The organism is Prevotella dentasini JCM 15908 (genome assembly GCF_000614065.1).
In the GTDB taxonomy this organism is placed as follows: Bacteria; Bacteroidota; Bacteroidia; order Bacteroidales; family Bacteroidaceae; genus Prevotella; species Prevotella dentasini.
The window spans coordinates 1-18895 of sequence record NZ_BAKG01000009.1; the positions used below are offsets into that span (position 1 = coordinate 1).

Sequence of the window (18895 nt, forward strand, 5' to 3'; positions counted from 1 at the left end):
CCCTGTCCGCTGCCCCGTCCTGCGCCATGTCTTGTATCGGACAGACACGCGGTCTGTCCCTACAGGTTGTGTGGCAGTTTTTCGTGTTTATTGGTTTTGGGGATGTGTCCCCCATTGTTATATATTTTGGGGATACATCCTGTCTTGCAGTCAATCTGTAGGGACAGGCCCCGTGCCTGTCCGCTCCTCCGTCCTGCCATTATGTCTTGTATCGGACAGACACGCGGTCTGTCCCTACAGGTTGTGTGGCAGTTCTTCGTGTTTATTGGTTTTGGGCATGCGGTGGCGTATGTCCCTGCATTATATGTAAGATGATAATCTGTTTTTTATCTTTATTTTGTCTTACAATCTATCTGTAGGGACAGGCCCCGTGCCTGTCCGCTCCCCGTTCTGCTCCCATTTCTTGTATCGGACAGACACACGGTCTGTCCCTACAGGTTGATTGGCGTCTATTTGTTTTTGGCTTGGGACATGCGGGAGGGTTGCCCTCGCTGCAAGACGAACGATATTGCTGCTGCCGATTTCCGTTTTCTGCGGATTGGTGCGTGAGAAACGGGAGGAAGCTGTCGGCTGTCTTCGCTGCCTGTACTCCCCTACCCTATTTCCCTGCCGATGTTCCTGCTGCGGATTTTGCGCCTGTCAAGGAGAATGCAGCAGGACATTCAAGACCGTTACACGGAATGGTGGAAATCAGGATGGGCGGATCGGCTGTTTCTTGTTGGTAGCAGCAGAACAGCCTTTTCGCAAGCCGAAATCATGCCGTAGACTATTTTCGTGCGGATAAATATAGATGTGTATAAAGTGCTTTTCATGTTTATATCGTTTTATCTTGTTATTATAAAATGATAAAATGTGAATATACAAATAATTTCTTTATATCTTTGTGTTTCTATTCTTATATGTATAGAATGATAAATATAAAAATAATAGAATTTATTTTAATTTCTTTATTTCTTTATTTTGTTGTCTTTATATGATAACAAACAAACATGTAAATATTATATTAATTGATTTATTTCTTTATGATATTGTATTGAAAACATAAAATGTAAATATATTGATAACGTTTTAATATCTTTGTTTTGTCGTATTGTTATCTTAAAATGATAAAACAGAAATATATTTATATTTAGTTTAATTGTTTATTTCTTTATCCTTATCCGTTAAAATGGTAAAACGTAAATATTCAAATATATATTTACACTCTTTAGAGGAGATTGCTTGCACTTCCTGTCCCCTATAGATGAAGACGGCTTGCAGCTCGGAAAGAAACTGTAAAGCTTTGGCCGGAGAGTTCTGCGGTGCGGGTCAGGCGTTGTTCCTGTATCGCTCCTGCCTTTGCATTGTCGGCAGCCGGGGAGTCAGCTTTGGAATTATGGGTATGGTAATGGAAAAGATAAAAGACGTGGGCGTGTTTATGTTTTTATATAAATATCTTTGAGTAAGAGTGTGGCTCTGTTTTTTTGTACAGGCTTGTCTGCTGCTTCCGACTTTCTCCTTGTCGGTCTGGCCGGTCTGGCTTGGGAGTGGGATGCAATGGCAGCAATCCGGCAAATGCTGAAGCTGCCAAGGACTGCTGAATATCGGCAGCAGATAGTCTGGCGAGGAATTTGGGGCGATAAACGCTGTATGTTTTTATATAAATATGGATGTAGATGCCCGGCTTTTCTGTTTTGTGGTAGCAACAAAGTCCACTTTTTGTCCTTGTTTATGTATTTATGTAAATCCGTCTTTCCTTTTTCTGATAAAAATGTTTCCGTATAAGTTTGCAGGTTTCATTTTAATCTTGTATTTTTGTATCGGTAAATGAATCGCTATGATTTTATATAGGTAAATATATATTTATGGCTTTCCGTGTTGCCGTGCGCTGTTTGTATTTGTTGGTTTGAAAATGTATCTATTCCTTGGCGTGGAAATATCTTTATATAAAAATGGGATAGTTACTCTTCTGTTTATATTCTTAGGCGAAGAGAGGATTATGTTTTTATATAAATATCTTAGGTGCGTCCGAATGTCTTTCCGTTAAAATATCATTGGTGTTTTATATAAAAATATATTTGATGGGCAGATGGACAGAATGTTGTTGCGGATAGGGCAGACGGTCTAGTCGGCATGGCGGGAGAAGAAAGTAGGCCAGGGGCAGGCGATACATGCGAACATGCAGATTGGTGCAGAAAGTCTGTGCAGACGGCATGCAAGAGATGCAGTGGCATGCAGTTAGAAACAAATTCCCGGCATGCACGAGATGCGTAAACGGCGTATTGGACAGAGCTGCCGGCATGCAGGGCATGCGGTGGAGAGTCATAAATATGTGCGTGGAGAGTGATAATATATTAAGGTGGAAACAAGAAAAAGAAAGGACAAGAATATGAAGTTAGAAAGATTCCGGGTCAGTCCGAAGGCTGACGAGACAATGAACTGGGCATTAGGCATCGCACTGGCGGCCTATGCGCTCTCGTTTCTGGACAACTATTTTTCTCCTGCCAACGACGGTCAGGAACCGTTGGTGCAGCTTTTCGCCTCGGCAGTGAACCCCGACGTGCTGTCGATAGTGGAGATGGTGCTGAAGCTGGGCGGTACGCTCGTCATCATGGAAAACCTGCGCCGCTGCCTTGTCCGGGAGGGACGCTACTTCCTGCAACTGGCAGTGGTACTGCTGATGGTGCTCATGACGCTGCTCGGCGTGGTAGGCTGTCTGCCGGACGGTACGGTGATGGATGCCGAGGGAACAGTCAGTCAGACGGCCCTTGGAGTTTTCCAAAACCGTTTCTTCTTTTGGGACAGTGTCGCCATCTTCCTGAACGAGGTGTTCCTCGGCGTGGGGCTGATGCGCTTCTATGCCGGGCTGATTCGCCTCTACGGTCTGTCGCTCTTCTGCGCCCCGCTGCTGGCACAGCTTGGCAGCTTCGGTGTCTACTATGTATATACCGAGGTGGGCGGAGTAACGATGAACACCATTCAGACGCTGGCGAGCATTAACAACTATGCCAGTGTCGTGTTGGCGGTACTTCCGCTGGTGCTGATGCGGCTGAGCATGCAGGTTCAGGATGTTGACGGATTGGCGGACTGACAGACAGCCTGCCATAGAAACATGCACGGAGAGTCGGGCTGCCGGGACGGTCAAAAGTGATGCCGCTGAGCGTGCAACCCTGTCGCCGACCTGTATTCCGCACTTTGCGAAAGCCGAGCGGAAAGGATGGGGAAGGCTCTCGGACAGAATAATATAAAATGAAAACAACCATAACATACACCATAAAGGAGAAGGCTGCCATGACGGCCCTGTTCGCGCTTTTCGTTGCCGGAATCGTGGGCGACCTGCTTGCCCTGCTGTCTCAGTCGGAGTTTGTCAACGGCGGTGTCTTTACCGAATCGCAGAATCTGACGGGCGACTATTTTTCCCTCGCTGCCGAGAGCCTTGTGCTGTCGGCAGGGGCCGGAATGGCAGCGTGATTCGCCGCGCAGCCGGCAGGGTAGGGGAGGCGCTGGCTGTCCCGTCGCGCTGGCTGGCGGTAGCCGTGGTGCTGACGATTGTCTATGTAGCCAGTGCCAAGCTCCCAGTCCTCGTCCTCGGCAGCGACGGCATGCCCTATTGGCTCGACCTCGTCGGGACGGGTTCGGGGCTTCTCGCCTTTTCGGCATATCCGCTGGGACTTCTCTCGCTGCGCAGGCGCGTCGGTGTAGGCAGGGCCGCAGGCTCGGGCGCGCGGTGCTGCTGTTCGTTCTGTTCTGGCTGACGGGCGTCGCAATCGTGGCGGTGCAGCTCTTTGCCGATTTGCCCCCGTGGGCTGCTGCAGCCGGTGTGCTGACAGCCGCCGGATGCCTGACGGTGCATGGTGGAATGGTTTGCAGACTGACGAGTGGAGATGTCGGCAAGTAGCCGGGCTGCTTGCGTATCAGAGACATACACCAAGCGTATATTCCGCGGGGAAACAGGGAGGAAGCCTGTCCGCAGGAACCATTTTTGATAACAATAACAACATATATATAAGCAATGAAGAATAGAAAGATTGTTTTTGCCAACCAGAAGGGTGGGGTAGGGAAGAGCACCCTCTGCATGCTCTTTGCCAATTATCTTGCTTGGAAGGGCAAGCAGGTCTGCATCATCGATACCGACCTTCAGAAAACCATTTACATGCAGCGGCAGAAAGACCTTCAGGCCTACGAGGACGTGGAAGAGCCCTACACCGTGCAGAGCTTCGACGTATCGACGCCCGAACTGATGCAGGAGCTGATGGACTCTGCCTCGGAGGTGGAAGCCTACGTGCTCTTCGACTCGCCGGGCAATGTTAGCGAGGACGGGCTCGTGCCGCTCTTCGCCAATGCCGACTACATCGTCTGCCCCTACGAGTACGAGGACAAGACGCTCGACTCCACGGGCACGTTCGTGCAGGTAATCAACAAGCTCAAGGAGCTGATACCCGGCATGCACGCCGAAATCTTCTTCGTCCCCAACCGCATCGACCCGCGTATCGGTACGACAGAGGAGCAGCGTGTGTGGAAGGAAGCCAACGCCATCTTCCAGAAGGTGGGGAAGGTTACGCCCGTAGTCAACAGCCGTGCCGCCCTCAAGCGCATCGACACCATTCAGCTGCTCGCCAATCAGCGCGATGCGGTGAAGGGAGCGTTCGAGTTTATGCTCAGAAAAATGAAGTAACAGCACCGAAGTCTATCCACCGAGAGGAACCAACAACAACAAAGCTATGATAAAGAAGAAAGCAAAAGTGATACTCCCCGGCAGCATTTCCTCCATTACCAACAGCGTGCAGGAAGTCCCGAGGACTAAAGTTGAGAATTACAGTGAGGCCGAACAGCAGCCAATGGAGGAAGCGGCGGAGGCTGCCGAGCCGCAGCCCGCGGTGCCGCAATCCGCAGCGCAGGAGCTGCCGCCCGTCCGGCAAGACAGGCATCCCTCGTCCGTACAGGAAGAGATTCCGGCACAGCCCGTTGCCCGGCCCGTATCCCCTGCACCCCAGCCGCGTCTGTCCGGCACCACCTTTGGAGGACACTATCAGCAGCCTGCCCCCGAACCGAAAGACCGCACCGCCCCTGCGGCCAAGAAACTGCCCAAGGCAGAGGGCAAGCAGCTTGCGCGCGAGTACTCCATGGCCAAGGACAGCGGTGAGGACAGCTGGCAGCTCTTCCTCGACCTCGCACGCGACTACAAGCAGCGCGACTCCAAGCTCGCCACCGTCTACATAGACTCCGACCTGAAGCACATCCTCGACCGCCTGAAGTCGTCGGGCAGCGTCAAGCTCCCTTCCACGGCCATACTCAGTGCCATCGTTGCCCGCTTCGTCTTCGACCATGAGCAGGAGGTCAAGGATGCCATCTACGGCGACAGCTGCTGTAGGAATCACAATGGTGCAGGGCATACGGGAAGGAAAGTCTACTCTGACAGCAGGCAGCCTGTCAGCTTGTCCGCCAAGGCAAGCAATCCGCCCGTCAGCCCGTCCACCCGTTAACTCGTCAACAAAATGCAATCACTACGACGATTATTCAGAATAGGAAAAGGCCCGTCCAGCAGTCATACCATGGGCCCGCAGCGCGCAGCGAAGAAGTTTGCCGCACGCCATCAGGAGGCCAGTGCCTTCGAAGTAACATTATACGGCAGCCTCGCCGCCACGGGCAAGGGGCACAGCACCGATCAGGCCATCATAGAGGTGCTCGAGCCGATTGCCCCTGTCAGCATCGTCTGGCAGCCGACGGTCTTCCTGCCCTACCATCAACGGGATGCTATTCAAGGCTCTTGACGCAGCCGGCCGCATCACCGAGGAGTGGACGGTCTACAGCGTCGGGGGCGGTGCGCTCTCCGAGGGGAAAGGCGATGAAGACGCGTTCCGCGACGCGCCCGTCTACGATCTGACGACGCTCCGCGAGATACAGCAGTGGTGCGTGCGCAACGGGCGCGGCTACTGGGAGTATGTCGGACAGCAGGAGGACGAAGGCATCTGGGACTATCTGCGCGAGGTTTGGCAGACGATGCAGGCGGCAGTGGAGCGCGGCATCGACACCGAGGGCGTGCTGCCCGGTCCGCTGAACCTTGCCCGCAAGGCTTCCACCTATCATATTAAGGCACGCGCCTACAGGCCTGCCATTCAGAGCCGCGGCATGGTCTATTCCTACGCGTTGGCGGTCAGCGAGGAGAACGCTTCGGGCGGCACCATCGTTACGGCCCCGACGTGCGGTGCCAGCGGCGTAGTGCCTGCCGTGCTGTACCATCTCGCGAAGGCGCACGAGTTTTCCGAGACAAAGATTCTCCATGCCCTTGCCACGGCAGGACTCTTCGGCAATATCGTCAAGTTCAATGCTTCCATTTCCGGTGCCGAGGTAGGCTGTCAGGGCGAGGTAGGCGTGGCGTGCGCCATGGCCTCGGCTGCGTCGTGCCAGCTCTTTGGCGGCAGTCCGTCTCAGATAGAATATGCGGCCGAGATGGGACTGGAGCACCACCTTGGCATGACGTGCGACCCCGTGTGCGGTCTCGTTCAGATTCCCTGCATCGAGCGCAATGCCTTTGCAGCCTGCCGTGCCCTCGACGCGCAGCTGTATGCGAACTTCAGCGACGGAAACCATCAGGTGTCGTTCGACCATGTGGTGGAGGTGATGAAGCAGACCGGCCACGACCTGCCGTCGCTCTATAAGGAGACGAGCGAAGGCGGACTGGCAAAGGAGATGGGCGAGTAGGGGGCGTTTGTTCTTGGCTGCGATTTAGGCAGAATATATAAGGGGACTTTATATTATAAATATATGGACATGCCCCGTATGTCCGAAAAACATCGAATGACAATGAAATGCCATCCAGTCTGTAGGGACAGACCTCGTGTCTGTCCGCTGCTGTCGGTTGGTGGTTATGCGTTGAGCGGACAGGCACGGGGCCTGTCCCTACGGGTTGTTTGTAGGCCAATGTCTGCTCCTTGTAATATATGGACATGCCGCGTATGTCCGAAAAGCATCGGATGACAATCAAATGCCATTCCATCTGTAGGGACAGACCGCGTGTCTGTCCGCTATAGTCGGTTGTGGTTATATGGTGAGCGGACAGGCACAGGGCCTGTCCCTACAGGTATGACTCCGTCATCTCGTCCATGAGGGTCTCGAAATTGGTGGAGTTGAGGGCGGCGCGGCGGAAGAGCATTTCGAGATTGTCGCCCGAGAGGTCGGGCGTGGCATCGTGGAGCAGGGCCACCATGCGTGAATCATCAGGCGGTAGATGGTGGGCTGATGCGGAGCGGGTGCCGACGGATTCTGCGTGCCGGAGGAAAGTCCGAGAACGTAAGACTGCATTTGCGTGCGGACGACGGAGCGGATGGCGAGGGCTACGGGAACGGCCTCGCCCCCGTCGGGCAGGGAATAGCTGGCGTTTCCGGCAATAGGCTCGCCTGCCGGGTCGGCTTGCAGGCTGCGCTGTACGCTCTCGTTGGTGGGATAGGCGCTGCGAAACTCTGAGACGGGCTGTAGGCGGCCGCCGAGGAGGGCGGACATCTGCCGGCGGTACTCTGCAACGACGGTGTCGTAGAGCGGTTTCGATGAGCAGGCGTAGCGCAGGAGCACTTTCGGCGGTGTGGAGGAAGAGAAGTGGCGGCGTCGCATGTCGGCTGCCACCTCGTCGAAGTTGTCGTGCGTCAGCCGGAGCAGGATGGGGAAGAGGCAGGAGACGAAACGGGCCGACAGCGTGTCGTAGTTGTCGGCAAGCAGCTGCTTGTAGTCGCGTGGCTGAAGGGGGGATGCGAGACGGCGCGACTCAGCCTGTCCGGCCATGAAACTATGGAAGAATCCGCGTACCATCGTGGCAGCAGTGCGGTGGGAGGAAAGGTGAGTGAGGTGCATTTTAGTTGACGAGTTTACGGGTTGAAGAGTTGTTTATGACGGATCTACGGATTTACGAGTTGCTTGTCGGGTTGGCAGACAGGCTGACGGCGCGTTTTCCGCGACAGCCTCTCCTCCTATAGTTCAGGGGGAGAGGCTGGTGCGGTTCGCCGACTCGTCTGTGCAGACTATCTATGACCGCCGAAGGAGCCGTTGTTTCTCGGTGCAGACGGGGCCTGCCGTGGGGCAGGGGTCTGGCGGACGGTAGCGGGACTTGTCTGCCGCGACGGTGTCGTCTGCCGTGTTGTCGGGCTGGTTGCCGGAGAGGTTTGCCGCGGTGTGGCAGTCGGCTGCCTGCTTCCTCCGAACGAGCCTGCCGGCGTATTGGTGTGGCTGGGCAGCGTGATTGTCTGGCTGTTTCTGTTCGGGTTGGCAGGTCTCCGTCCCGAGGTTGTGCGTCCGTTTCCGTTTCCGGAGCTGTAGGCGTTGGTGCTGCCGTTGGAGCGGCTGATGTTTCCGTAACTGTTGCTGTTGCGCGTTCCGTTGCCGAAGGTCCGGTTTCCGCTGTTTCCGTTTTTGTTGCTGTTCTGGTTTCCATTTCCGTTGTTTCCGTTGCGCGTCCCGTTTCCGAAATTGCGGTTTCCGCCCTTGCTTCCGTTTCCGAAGGTACGGTTTCGCATGGCGTTGTCCGACGGTGTGCGTCGTCCTGCAAACGTTCCGCTGCCCGTGTTGCGGTTGCTGACCACGGGCTGTCCCGTGCGCTGGCCGAACCGTCCGCGGTAGTAGCTGTCGGCCATCTGGTTGCGTCCGCCCCGGTAGGAGTCGTAGTAGACGGGCCGGCGGCGGTAGTAGAGCTGCGGGTCGCTGTAGCGGTCGTAGACTGCGAAGACGTAGGAATTGTCGTACCAGTAGACGGGGCGGTAGAAGTAGTCGTAGCCTACGAAGTAGTTGTACTGCGCCGGCGTGAGCACATAGAACAGGTCAGAGTTTCGCCTCTGCCAGTAGTTGCTGTATATGGAAGCCTCGCCCTGCATGGAGAGCAGGTAGTCGAGGTTGATTTCGTACACGGCCTCGAACTGGCTGTCGGTAAGCCCCAGTTCGTATGCCATCTTGTCGGAGAGGTAGAAAGCCTTGCGCCTCGCGTCGTCGTATGCCATTCTTCCGTATGCGTAGTCGTATCCGGCATCGTATCCGGAGGTGTAAACGGCATCTGTGCCGACGACGGTGCCCGTGCTTCCGTCCAGTGCGAGCAGTGTGCTGCAGGAGGTGAGTGTCATCGAGGCTGCTGCCATCGCTGCCATCTGTAGTATGCTTTTCGTTCTCATAATCGTTTTCTTTTTTGTTTATGCTGCAAAATTAGCGGATATTTTCCGATTGGGCAAGGGAAGAACGCCTATATCTGCGGGGGAAAGCCCTAAACCGCGCACCGTCCGCCCGTCTGTTTCCGCTGCACCGTGTAGGGAATCCCGAAAGGGTGGGGCAGCCGTCGGCCGATGTTGCCGGGCGTGCGGCTGTGCAATCGTTTGCCAACGAAAAAGGCTGAAAAACAACAAATTATGAATGTCCGTCGGGAAAGTTGCCTTACCTTTGCATTGTCAAAAGGAGAATCCTCTATGGGGATGAAAGTTCCTTGAAGGTAAATTAGATTGTTCAGAATACATTTGCACTTAATTATATTCAGATATTTGTGTTTTGGTATTTAAGGTTTAAGTTTACACATACAAGATTGGTAATTTGAGATTAGTTTTTGTTGATTTGGTAAGAGTCCCATTCGCTGATAGAAGCAAGTGGGATTTTGTTTTTTTTGTGCCATTTAATGATGTAGGGACAGACCTCGTGTCTGTCCGTTTCCGTCGGATGGCTTAGGCGTTTGTTCGGACAGGCCGTGTGTCTGTCCGCTTCAGGCGGGTGGGGTTAGGCGTTTGTTCGGACAGGCGCGGCGGAAAAGCGAAATAGGCGGTTTCGCAAGGCGAAAGCGGCACTCTGACATGGTCGGGGTGCCGCTTTCGTTTTTGGGTGTGGCAGGAGCTGCGGACAGGCGGCGACGGGGGAAGGACAGATGGAAATAAGAAAAGGGACATGCGGAAACGGAGGGAACGGTGGGAGAGAAGCGAGCGAGAAGGCAGGTGCAGCATGGCGGCGACGGGGGCTTGGCGGTGCTGTCCCTCCACTGTCCCCCCGGGTGTCCCCCATACTTTCTTGACATCGGCCTCGGGATGTTGTACCTTTGCATCGTCAATCAGACAAAGAGTTAATTATATATCAGTCTTAAAACACTTATATATAAAAATAGAAAAAGGTAAACAGGCAACAATCAAGCCCGGATTTCCGTCAAGGGGATACAGGGCGACAAAAAGGGAAGAACGATGATAGACTACGAGGAAAGACTTTCGGAACATTTCACGCTGGGCGAGCTGCTGCGGTCGGGAACGGCCATACGGGCAGGAATCAGGAACATACCCTCGGCCCATCCTGAAGACGGGCTGACCGACGAGGAGGTCAGGGAGAATCTGCGGCAGCTGTGCCTGCACGTGCTCGAACCGCTCAGGCGGCGCGTCGGGCGGCTGACGATAACGAGCGGATACCGGTGCAGCGCGCTGAACAGGGCGGTGGGAGGCGTGCCCTGCTCGCAGCATCTCAGGGGCGAGGCGGCCGACATATATCTGCCCAACGAGGCGGCCGGAAGAAGGTATGTGGCGGTGCTGCGGCAGCTGGCCAGATGCGACCAGATTCTGCTCGAGCCGTTGGGGGCGGTCAGGAAGCGTTGGCTGCACGTCAGCTACGGGCGAGCTGTCCGGCGACAAAAAGATGAAAACATAAAAAGGTAAATATATACACTAACCGGGGCATTGCCCCATATTCGACAATCTATTAAAAGCTATGCCTCGTAGAAGACCCCGGCTGCCGGGGAGAGGCACGAAAGAGTTATGGCAATCAAGTATCGCATGTATCAGAGCACCCGTGAGGTAAGTTCAAGAACTATTGGTATGCCCGTCCCGTCGTGGACACGACCATCGGCGTGAGGGCACTGGCAGAGCGCATCAGCGACCGCTGCACGGTAACAGAGTCGGACATTCTGGCGGTAATCAGCGCGTTGGTGAAGGAACTCGCCTACGAGCTGAAGAGCGGACGCCGCGTGAAGCTCGACGGACTGGGAGCGTTCAAGCCCTCGTTCCACTGCATGGGCTGCAAGGAGCGCAAGGACTTCGTCGTGGCGAAGAACATCAGGAGCACCCACGTCATCTTCCAGCCGGAGACGCACAAGAGCGGGCCGCACACGATGTCGAAGTATCTGCTCGAAGGCGCGAAGCTGGAGGAGGTAACGGCCGTGAAGCCCGAGGACAAGGGCAAGGCGGAGCCTGCGCTTCCGTAAGCGGTGCCCGGCAGGCGTCCCCCCGCGTGGGGCGGCCTGCCGGCTTTCTTAATGCAGATGAGTAATAATATAACAATGGAGGAACCTATAATGAAGAAAGATACGTGGAAGATGATTCTTCAGATTCTGCTGACGGTGCTGACGGCCGTGTGTACGACGTTCGGCGTGTCGTCTTGTATGTGATGGTGGCATTAACAAAAGTTTTCACTTTTTTGTCGCTGCAAATATATTTATATATAGAAATAATATTGCCTTTAGGCAGAGGCAGCGAGCGGAAAGTGCATATAGCGTTGTAGGGACAGACCTTGTGTCTGTCCGCTGCGGTTGGATGGAGTTAGATGGTATTCGGACAGGCACGTGGCCTGTCCCTACTGTTGGTTGCGGAAAGTGCATATAGCGTTGTAGGGACAGACCTTGTGTCTGTCCGCTGCGGTTGGATGAAGTTAGGTGGTTGTTCGGACAGGCACGTGGCCTGTCCCTACATCATCAGTTGCCTGTGGGAATCTGCTCTATCTGCGGTACCTTGACGGTGGGTTCCTTGGGGTCTTCGGTAGCGGCGGGCGGCGTGGACGGAACGATGACAGGCTCAGGTGCAGCCGCCTCGGTGGGTTCCTGTGGCTGAGGTTCCGGCTCTACGTAGTCTACCTTTTTGTTTTCCTTCACCTCAACCTCCTTCGCCTCTTCCTTGGTCAGGACGGGAATCTTGGTGGTCGTGTCTATTCCGATGACTCCGCCCGACATGTCGACCTCGTACTTGCGGGGTGGTGCCATCTCGCGCGTGGCCATGAGGATGGCAAGCAGGATGGCACCGCCTGCGAGGATGGCGGCACAGATGGCAACGGGGAGGGTATGGGTTGGCTTCTTTTGCATGATGCTTGGTGTTTTGAGACCCACCCTAACCCTCCCCGTGGGGAGGAAACGCCTGACGGCGGCAGGCGCAGGGAGGTTTGGTCGTCTTGTCCCGTCCCCGTGGGGGAAGGACGGTGGGGGCTTATTTTCTTGTGCCCCGTTCGTTGTTGTCGTAGAAGATGTCTACCTGACGCTCGTCGTCTGATAGGCGTTGTCCATGTCAAATTCGTGTTCGTTGAACATTTTTGGCTTTCTGGTCATAGCTGTGTCCTCCACGCGGTTCCCGAGGTCCGCCGGAACCTGTTGGTTATTGTTCAGAGTGGCGGACTGCACCCTGCTTTTTGCAAAGATAGGAAAAAAAACGGAAAGGGCGTACAAGTGGAGGATAAAAAACGGGCAGGTCTTGTCTGATTTTGCTACAAGGCGGTGTGCAATGGGCCTTCGCGCAGTTCTTCGAGTGCAGGTATCGTTATCTGTCCGCGCGCAAGGGTGAGCAGCCCCTCTGCCTGCAGGGTGTTGAGAAGCCGGGAGACGTTCAGCCGGCTTTCGTGTATTTCGCGGGCGAGGTCGTTCATCTTTATGTGGAGCACCTTCTCGCCGGCAGGACGGAGCGAGTGCTGCCTGACGAAGGCGGTGAACCGGCTGCGTATGTCGTCGGGCTGACGCTGCCACGGCAGACGGGCAGCGCGCTGGGCGGCGGTGGAGACGGTGTTGAGGAAGTTGAGCCGGAAGACGAGGTGCTCGTCCATCAGGCGGAGCACCTCGCTCTTGTCGAGGGCGAAGAGGTTGCAGGCCGTGTGGGCGAGGTAGGTGCGTGTGTGATGCTGGGTGAGTCCGAACAGCAGTTCGGGCTGGATGACGGCCGGGGCGTGGAGAAACTCGGCGATGCGGTAGCGGTGGTCGTCGGATGCGGTGGCGGCGGTGAGTGTGCCGTCGATGAGGAAGTAGAGCAGCTCGCACTTGTCGCTCTCGCGGACGAGGATCTTGCCCGGCTCGAGCTTCATGAAGCGGAACTTCGTCGTGCCGAGGATAGTCTGCAGGTCTTCGCTGCCGATGCCGATGAAGAGCGGGAGGAGTATGAGCTTGTCGTACATTGTCTTTAGTTGACGTTCTGCCACGTCTTCATCTCGCCTTTCTGTCCGGCATAGATGAAGTAGGCTTTCAGTTCGGGGTGCTGCTGCAGAAGCTCCTTGGCGCGGTCGAGCCCCATGACCATGAAGGCTGTGGCGTAGGCGTCGGCGGTGGCGCAGTTCTTTGCAAGTACGGTTGCCGAGAGGAGGGTGTGCTGCACGGGATAGCCCGTGGCTGGGTCGATGGTATGGGCATATTTCCTGCCGCCCTTGTAGTAGAAGTTGCGGTAGTTTCCGCTCGTGGCCATGGCGCGGTTGGTAACATTGAGCACGGTCTGTATCTCCTGACTTGTGGCGGTGGTGTCGTCGACGGGCTTGTTCACGCCTATTTTCCACGGCAGCCGTTTCTCGCTGTTTCCGCTCGTAACGATTTCTCCGCCTATCTCCACCATGAAGTTCTTCACGTCGTTGCGGCGCAGCAGGCGTGCCACGACGTCAGAGCCGTAGCCCTTGGCGATGGCAGAGCAGTCGAGCATGATGCGCGGGTCGGTCTTGACGACGGTGTTGCCGCGGAGGCTCACCTTCTGATAGCCTACGAAGCGGCGGATGCTGTCTACCTTGGCGGGCGACGGCTGCTGCCCGGTCTTGAATCCGAAGCCCCAGAGGTTGACGAGCGGTGCGACGGTGATGTCGAACGCGCCTTCGGTGTCCTTGGAGACCTCTTCGGCAAGGGCGAAGACCTCGTTGAACATCTCGTCGGTCTCTGTCTTCCGGCCGCTGTTGATGAGCGAGATAACCGACTGCCTGTTGAAGGTGGACAGGGAGTTGTCGACCTTTTGCAGTTCTGCCTCAATCTCTTTTTGCAGGTCGCGGTCAGACTGGTAGGTGATGTGGTAGACCGTGCCGAATATCAGTCCCTCGTTGTGCTGGTAGGGCATGGACCGCTGATGGGCCACTATGAAGATGGTGCCCACGACGAGGAGGGCGAGGAAGGGCAGCTGCCAGAGGAGTTTTTTCTTGTTCATATACGTAGTGAGACCTTTCACCCATCCTCTCCCCAAGGGAGGGGGACGCCTCGCCGAAGTGCCGTCTGCCCGGCGGAGCGGACACTGCTGCGGAGTTGCGGCATAGGCGGCAGGGACGGCGGAAACGCAGGGAGGGGCTCGGTGTTTTTATTTTCTCCCCTTGGGGGAGGGTGGGGTTTGACTTTCCCTCCTGTTTCGGAGGGGATGGGAGACTACTGGAAGTTTATCTCCTTCTCTATCTGATAGTCGTTGCGCCGGTCGCTGGAGCGACTGACAAGGTCGCCTATGAATCCGGCGAGGAAGAGCTGCGTGCCGAGGAGCATGGCTGTCAGGGCTATGTAGAAGGAGGCGTGCGAGGCGAGCAGGTCGCCGTAGACGCCGTTGCAGAGGTTGACGGCCTTCTCGCAGCCGAGCCATACGAGGGCGATGAAGCCGATGAAGAAGACGAACGAGCCGAGAAGCCCGAAGACGTGCATGGGCTTCTTGCCGAAGTTGGTGAGGAACCAGAGCGTCAGCAGGTCGAGGTAGCCGTTGAAGAAGCGGTTGATGCCGAACTTCGTCGTGCCGTACTTGCGTGCCTGATGGTGGACGACCTTCTCTCCGATGCGTGCGAATCCGGCCTCCTTGGCAAGGTAGGGGATGTAGCGGTGCATCTCTCCGTAGACCTCGATGTTCTTCACCACTTCGCGGCGGTAGGCCTTCAGTCCGCAGTTAAAGTCGTGCAGGTTGTGTATTCCGCTTATCCTGCGTGCCGTGGCGTTGAAGAGCTTCGTGGGGATGGTCTTCGTCAGCGGGTCGTAGCGTTTCTGCTTGTAGCCGCTGACGAGGTCGTAGCCTTCCTCGGTTATCATGCGGTAGAGTGCCGGAATCTCGTCGGGCGAGTCTTGCAGGTCGGCATCCATGGTGATGACGACGTCGCCCCCGGCGGCCCTGAATCCGCAGAAGAGGGCAGGACTCTTGCCGTAGTTGCGGCGGAACTTGATGCCGCGGACGTTGGGGTCGTCGCCGCTGAGCCGCTCTATGACCTGCCAGCTCTCGTCGGTGGAACCGTCGTTGACGAAGATGACCTCGTAGGTGAAGTGGTTGGCCCGCATGACGCGCTGAATCCACTTGTGAAGCTCGGGCAGGCTTTCTGCCTCGTTGAAGAGGGGTACTATTACTGATATGTCCATTGTGTTTTTGTTTTTATTCTCCTTCTCCCTTGGGAAGGACAGCTACCGTGTCTTTATTTCCTCATCATGGCTGCCATGGCGGCTATCATCAGGCTGAGCACTGCCCCGGCTACCATTCCGTTGACGATGCTCGACGTGGCGAGCGACAACGGTGAGAGCTGCGGTGCGAGAATCGACATGTATTTCTCGGGCGTCAGCTGCATGGGTGCGAGGATGTCCTTGGTCTCGGGCGAATGTACGGCGAGGGAGATGATGCCCAGCAGCTTGCCGCCGTCGATGAACTGCATGTACGCCCACTGGACGAATGCGAAGACGAGCGAGCCGGTAAGGAAGACGCGCAGGCTGTAGAACAGGGCGCGGGCGAAGGAGATGCTGCCGCCCAGTGCCTCGTTGCGGTACTTGCCCAGCCGGTAGGAGACGAAGAGGGGCGTGGAGAGCAGCAGGAGCATCCAGCCCAGACCGAAGAGGCTGTGCCACGTCATGCCCAGAAAGCAGGCGAAGCTCGCTGCCCAGATGATGGCGAGATAGATGCCGTCGTAGAGGGCGTAGGCCCGCAGTTGTTTGTATTCATTAGGATTCATGCTGCAAAATTAGCGAAATAATATGATATACAGATGTTTTTCTCCGCTAATTTTCCATCTTACGGTATCGTGTGCCTTAATATTTTAAGGCGGCTCTGGCATAAGACAGAATGTACGGAAGGACGGAAGATGTCCGCCTGCCGGCGGTTGCCTCTTGTAGGGACAGGCCCCGTGCCTGTCCGTGTCGTTTCCCTTCGCGCGCGTTTTTGTTTATCGGACAGACACGTGGTCTGTCCCTACGGGTCGGTGTGCCTTCTGCGTCGTGTTGCGTCATGGGGGCGGCACGTGGGCGGTTGCCTCTTGTTCTCTGCGTCTGTCCGTTACGCCCCGTGCGTCTGGCCTTTACGCATCGTGCGTCAGGGCGGTTGGGATTGCCGGGGCAGGCGAGGGCGTCCGTCCCGACAGGTTAATTGACGTTTGTTTTAATTCAAAATGTTGCAGGGCGGACAGACGCGTGGTCTGTTCGCCCTGTGGGTTGTGCATGCCCTCCTGCGTCGTGTTGTGTCCGTCGGGCAGCATGGGGACGGTTGCCTCTTGTAGGGACAGACCGCGTGTCTGTCCGCTCCGTGTGTTTCGGACAGGTACGGGGCCTGTCCCTACAGGTGGGTGTGTATTCCTGCGTTGTCTTGCGTCATCGGGCACACGGGGGAGATGTCCCTGAGTGTCTTTTACTTCTTTACGACCTTTTTGCCGTCTACGATGTAGATGCCGGCCGGCAGGCGGCTGAAGTCGCCGGACATGCGCACGCCCTGCAGGTTGTAGATGCCCTGCTTCTTGGCAGGCACGGCGGTGGCTACGGTGCTGATGCCGTCGGCGGTGCCGAATACCGTAACGTCGTCGATGTTCAGGCGGAACTGGTCGGTGCAGTTGTAGTGGCGGAACGCTACGTAGCGGGTGCCGGCAGGCAGGTCGACGTTGTATTCGTACCACTGGCCAACAGTCCTCGTCATAGGCTTGGCGGCCGTCGTGGTCCGCTCCGCTCACGAGCGGCGTAATGAGGTAGTTGTCCGGGTTAAGGGGCTTTTCGTCACCGTAAGAGTGCGAAGTGGCGTTTATCCTGAAAAGTCTGTCGCACTCTATCTGGGTGGCAAGGTGGGAGTTATCCATGGTGACGGAGCTGAAGTCTATTCTTTCTCCATAAAAGCATGTTATCTTTGAATTTCGCAAGTAGATGTTTCCTTTGTTACGTAGATGCTGCTGGAGTTTACGGAGTTAAAGCGGTTCAGGCCGAGAAGCACGACCTTTAGTCCGTTGTTGTCCTTGTTTTCCTGTGCGTGTCTGCTGCCTCCCCCTGCTCTTGAGGGGGAGGCGGGCCTTACTTCACCTCCACGGTCTGCATGCCGATGCCCTTGTAGCGCAGCGGTCCGTACTTGCCGCCGCCCTGATGGTCTTGGCAGAAGCTGTAGTCGTGGGCTACGGTGCGTCCCTTGTCATCCTTGTAGACCACCCATGCCCGGAGTGCGCGGTCGGTGATGACGAGTCCGTTCTTATGGATTTTCCATGCGTCGTTTTCTATGACCACGCGTATGCAGTCCGGTTTCTTCTGCTTGGCTATGCGGAGCACCTGTGCGTTGAGCGATGCGTTGAGTGCGCCCGGCTTGAGGGTTACTTTCTCCAGCGGAGCCTCTTTCATTGCTCCGTCGAGGATGCTGGCGTATTCCCGTGTGTTGTAGTACTTGGTGTAGAGCACCAGTGCCTTGTTGAACTTGCCCTTGTTGGCAGCGAAGTCCTTGTGGTGCATCATCACTTTGTCGTATAGCTCGTTGGCTGCGAGCATGTAGGCCACCTTGGCGTAGCCCGGCTTCCGTGCCTCCATCGTCTGGTAGAGTTCGAGCACTATTTGGTTGATGAGGTTGATGTCCACGTCGTTGCAGGCAATCTCCCGCATCAGGTCCTCGCGCCGGCTCCGTATATTGTCTGCATCGTAGGGGAACATCCATCCCTTTTTGGCGTATGCCACACCGGAGTTGGTCTTTATCTCATAGTTCCTCACTCGTCTCACGGCATTGCTCTGGCTGGCGAGAATCATGGCGAGCTTGTAGACGCCCTGCTTGCTGTTGGGGTCGGCAAAGAAGGCTGCGGCGAATGGGTAGCGGTAGACGTCGTCCTCCTGTACTGCCAATGGCTGTCCGTCTGCCGATACGAGTTCGGGTATCTGCTCGTTGCTCGCAAGGTAGAGGGTTATTTCATAATTGATAGGCGCGGTTAGAATCTCTTCCATAATGCTGTAGAGAATCCTGTCGCCGTTTCCTGCCCATTTGCCCAGTTCGTACATCACGGGATACTTGTAGTAAGGCTGGAGAGGGAAGTACTTGGGGTCGAGATGCTCGTAGGCGGCGTGCACCTGTTTGTAGGAGCGCGTGGAGAAGTCGGGCACGGTCTCGTCCTGCGCCTGCGGGTCGTTGGCAATGGCTTCCTTCGAGGGTTTGAAGTTGCGCTTGTGGAGCGTTGCCATTCCGCCGTCGTCAGTGGAGCTGCCGTTGGAGGTGCTCTCTTCGGGCAGGTTCACGCCTGCCTTTCCGGCAACGTCCTTGGCTGCTTTCTTGGCTTTTTTCTTGGCGGTGCCGATGGCGGCGTCGGTAGCGTCGTCCATTGCCCTTTCTACGGCGTGTTCCACTTTTTCCTTTGCCTTTTTCTTCGCCTTGTCGATGAGTTTCCCGAACTGTGCCTGTGCAGGCGTTGCGATTGCGAATGTCAGTGCGATGGCTGCCGACATTGCGATGAACTTGTTTTGTCTCATAGTTTTGTTAATTTTATTGTTGATGATAAAGATTGTTTGTTTCTGCTATGGAGTTGAGGGGGATAGAGAAGTCGGGGGAGGTCGGGGGGACGGATGTCCTTTTGCTTGGGATTGCCGGGAGAGGGCTGTTGTTCCTTTGACTTCTTTCAGCTTCCTTTCACATCTTCTTTACTCTTTCGTTTCAAACATCGCCGTTGCTTTTTGGACGGACAGACGCGGGTGCGTGTTTTTGTTTGTCGGACAGACACGCGGTCTGTCCCTACGGGTTGGTTGTGTCCTCTG

General features: G+C 55.7%; 20 protein-coding genes and 1 pseudogene. 11 read left to right on the forward strand and 10 right to left on the reverse strand.

Features of this window, described 5'->3' with window-relative positions; all coding sequences use genetic code 11:
* Positions 1-1449 precede the first annotated feature (1449 nt).
* From JCM15908_RS15075 to JCM15908_RS12580, 8 genes and pseudogenes are all read left to right on the forward strand, one after another.
* Positions 1450-1764 carry a hypothetical protein gene (locus tag JCM15908_RS15075; RefSeq protein ID WP_148295535.1) on the forward strand — a complete coding sequence of 105 codons (315 nt, stop codon included), beginning with the start codon at positions 1450-1452 and terminating at the stop codon, positions 1762-1764.
* Between the two features lie 604 nt (positions 1765-2368).
* Positions 2369-3070 carry a hypothetical protein gene (locus JCM15908_RS05650; RefSeq protein ID WP_036892850.1) on the forward strand — a complete coding sequence of 234 codons (702 nt, stop codon included), beginning with the start codon at positions 2369-2371 and terminating at the stop codon, positions 3068-3070.
* Positions 3071-3228: 158 nt separating this feature from the next.
* On the forward strand, positions 3229-3450 hold the full coding sequence (locus JCM15908_RS05655; RefSeq protein WP_025002611.1) for a hypothetical protein: 222 nt from the start codon (positions 3229-3231) through the stop codon (positions 3448-3450).
* A complete protein-coding gene (locus tag JCM15908_RS05660; protein WP_025002612.1) occupies positions 3447-3734 on the forward strand; it encodes a hypothetical protein in 288 nt (95 codons plus the stop codon). Before JCM15908_RS05655 ends, JCM15908_RS05660 begins: the two co-directional genes overlap by 4 nt.
* The gene (locus JCM15908_RS14800) at positions 3707-3877 is read left to right on the forward strand and encodes a hypothetical protein (protein ID WP_159101313.1); all 171 of its coding nucleotides are present in this window, start codon (positions 3707-3709) and stop codon (positions 3875-3877) included. The genes JCM15908_RS05660 and JCM15908_RS14800 overlap by 28 nt, the downstream gene beginning before the upstream one ends.
* A 114-nt stretch (positions 3878-3991) precedes the next feature.
* A complete protein-coding gene (locus JCM15908_RS05665; RefSeq protein WP_025002613.1) occupies positions 3992-4654 on the forward strand; it encodes a ParA family protein in 663 nt (220 codons plus the stop codon).
* Positions 4655-4700: 46 nt separating this feature from the next.
* The gene (locus tag JCM15908_RS05670) at positions 4701-5462 is read left to right on the forward strand and encodes a hypothetical protein (protein WP_025002614.1); all 762 of its coding nucleotides are present in this window, start codon (positions 4701-4703) and stop codon (positions 5460-5462) included.
* 12 nt (positions 5463-5474) lie between these two features.
* Positions 5475-6681, forward strand: a pseudogene (locus JCM15908_RS12580) (L-serine ammonia-lyase).
* 390 nt (positions 6682-7071) lie between these two features.
* Here JCM15908_RS12580 and JCM15908_RS12585 read toward each other — a convergent pair.
* Positions 7072-7824: a hypothetical protein gene (locus JCM15908_RS12585; protein WP_306303712.1), complete on the reverse strand. Its 753-nt coding sequence runs from the start codon at positions 7822-7824 to the stop codon at positions 7072-7074.
* Positions 7825-7991: 167 nt separating this feature from the next.
* Positions 7992-9128 carry a hypothetical protein gene (locus JCM15908_RS05685; RefSeq protein ID WP_025002615.1) on the reverse strand — a complete coding sequence of 379 codons (1137 nt, stop codon included), beginning with the start codon at positions 9126-9128 and terminating at the stop codon, positions 7992-7994.
* A gap of 1041 nt (positions 9129-10169) precedes the next feature.
* On the opposite strand from JCM15908_RS05685, the gene JCM15908_RS05690 reads away from it, so the two are divergent.
* From JCM15908_RS05690 to JCM15908_RS14805, 3 genes are all read left to right on the forward strand, one after another.
* Positions 10170-10631, forward strand: coding sequence for a D-Ala-D-Ala carboxypeptidase family metallohydrolase (locus JCM15908_RS05690; RefSeq protein WP_025002616.1), 462 nt, complete (start codon positions 10170-10172; stop codon positions 10629-10631).
* A 173-nt stretch (positions 10632-10804) separates the two neighbouring features.
* A complete protein-coding gene (locus JCM15908_RS12590; protein WP_051530766.1) occupies positions 10805-11176 on the forward strand; it encodes an HU family DNA-binding protein in 372 nt (123 codons plus the stop codon).
* A 57-nt stretch (positions 11177-11233) separates the two neighbouring features.
* Positions 11234-11359, forward strand: a complete 126-nt coding sequence (locus JCM15908_RS14805; RefSeq protein WP_234396387.1) for a smalltalk protein — start codon at positions 11234-11236, stop codon at positions 11357-11359.
* Between the two features lie 303 nt (positions 11360-11662).
* On the opposite strand, the gene JCM15908_RS05705 is transcribed toward JCM15908_RS14805, so the two are convergent.
* From JCM15908_RS05705 to JCM15908_RS05740, 8 genes are all read right to left on the reverse strand, one after another.
* Positions 11663-12046, reverse strand: a complete 384-nt coding sequence (locus JCM15908_RS05705) for a hypothetical protein (protein ID WP_025002617.1) — start codon at positions 12044-12046, stop codon at positions 11663-11665.
* A gap of 395 nt (positions 12047-12441) precedes the next feature.
* Positions 12442-13119, reverse strand: coding sequence for a Crp/Fnr family transcriptional regulator (locus JCM15908_RS05715; protein WP_025002618.1), 678 nt, complete (start codon positions 13117-13119; stop codon positions 12442-12444).
* Between the two features lie 5 nt (positions 13120-13124).
* Entirely contained in the window at positions 13125-14120 is a 996-nt protein-coding gene (locus JCM15908_RS12600) for an FAD:protein FMN transferase (RefSeq protein ID WP_036892854.1), read from the reverse strand.
* A gap of 212 nt (positions 14121-14332) precedes the next feature.
* Positions 14333-15292 (reverse strand): glycosyltransferase family 2 protein, encoded by a 960-nt coding sequence (locus tag JCM15908_RS05725; protein WP_025002619.1) that lies wholly within the window; start codon positions 15290-15292, stop codon positions 14333-14335.
* A 53-nt stretch (positions 15293-15345) separates the two neighbouring features.
* Positions 15346-15873, reverse strand: a complete 528-nt coding sequence (locus JCM15908_RS05730) for a DUF4199 domain-containing protein (protein ID WP_025002620.1) — start codon at positions 15871-15873, stop codon at positions 15346-15348.
* 342 nt (positions 15874-16215) lie between these two features.
* Positions 16216-16515 carry a hypothetical protein gene (locus JCM15908_RS14600; protein ID WP_148295536.1) on the reverse strand — a complete coding sequence of 100 codons (300 nt, stop codon included), beginning with the start codon at positions 16513-16515 and terminating at the stop codon, positions 16216-16218.
* Positions 16516-16541: 26 nt separating this feature from the next.
* Positions 16542-16823 carry a choice-of-anchor J domain-containing protein gene (locus tag JCM15908_RS15080; RefSeq protein WP_025002621.1) on the reverse strand — a complete coding sequence of 94 codons (282 nt, stop codon included), beginning with the start codon at positions 16821-16823 and terminating at the stop codon, positions 16542-16544.
* Between the two features lie 365 nt (positions 16824-17188).
* On the reverse strand, positions 17189-18613 hold the full coding sequence (locus JCM15908_RS05740) for a hypothetical protein (protein ID WP_025002622.1): 1425 nt from the start codon (positions 18611-18613) through the stop codon (positions 17189-17191).
* Positions 18614-18895 lie beyond the last annotated feature (282 nt).